1 pseudogene is annotated in these 364 nt (G+C 49.5%); it reads right to left on the reverse strand.

Features of this window, described 5'->3' with window-relative positions:
- Positions 1 to 364 (reverse strand): annotated as a pseudogene (locus tag ACYVTD_RS18065) (glutamine synthetase type III); the annotation flags it as partial.

The raw sequence follows: 364 nt of genomic DNA on the forward strand, positions 1-364 counted from the left end.
TCATTCGCTCCAAGTCTGTGATCGTTTCCCGCGCTTGCTACAGATACGCGCAGAAGGTCTTGATACACGTCTATAGCTTTGATAACCGCGACTAAGAACAAAAGGAACTGCGCATTATCATTCGGCGTATCGCCCGGTTCAAGCAGGTTAATGCCCGTATCGGTGCTGATTGACCAGTTGTTGTGCTTGCCGCTGCCATTAACTCCGGCGAACGGTTTTTCGTGAAGCAGACAAACAAGTCCGTGCTTGTTAGCGATAGACTTCATCAGTTCCATTGTCAACTGATTGTGGTCTGTTGCTATATTTGTCGTCGAGAAAATCGGCGCAAGCTCGTGCTGTGCCGGCGCGACTTCGTTATGCTTTG

Source organism: Treponema sp. R6D11, assembly GCF_054786075.1.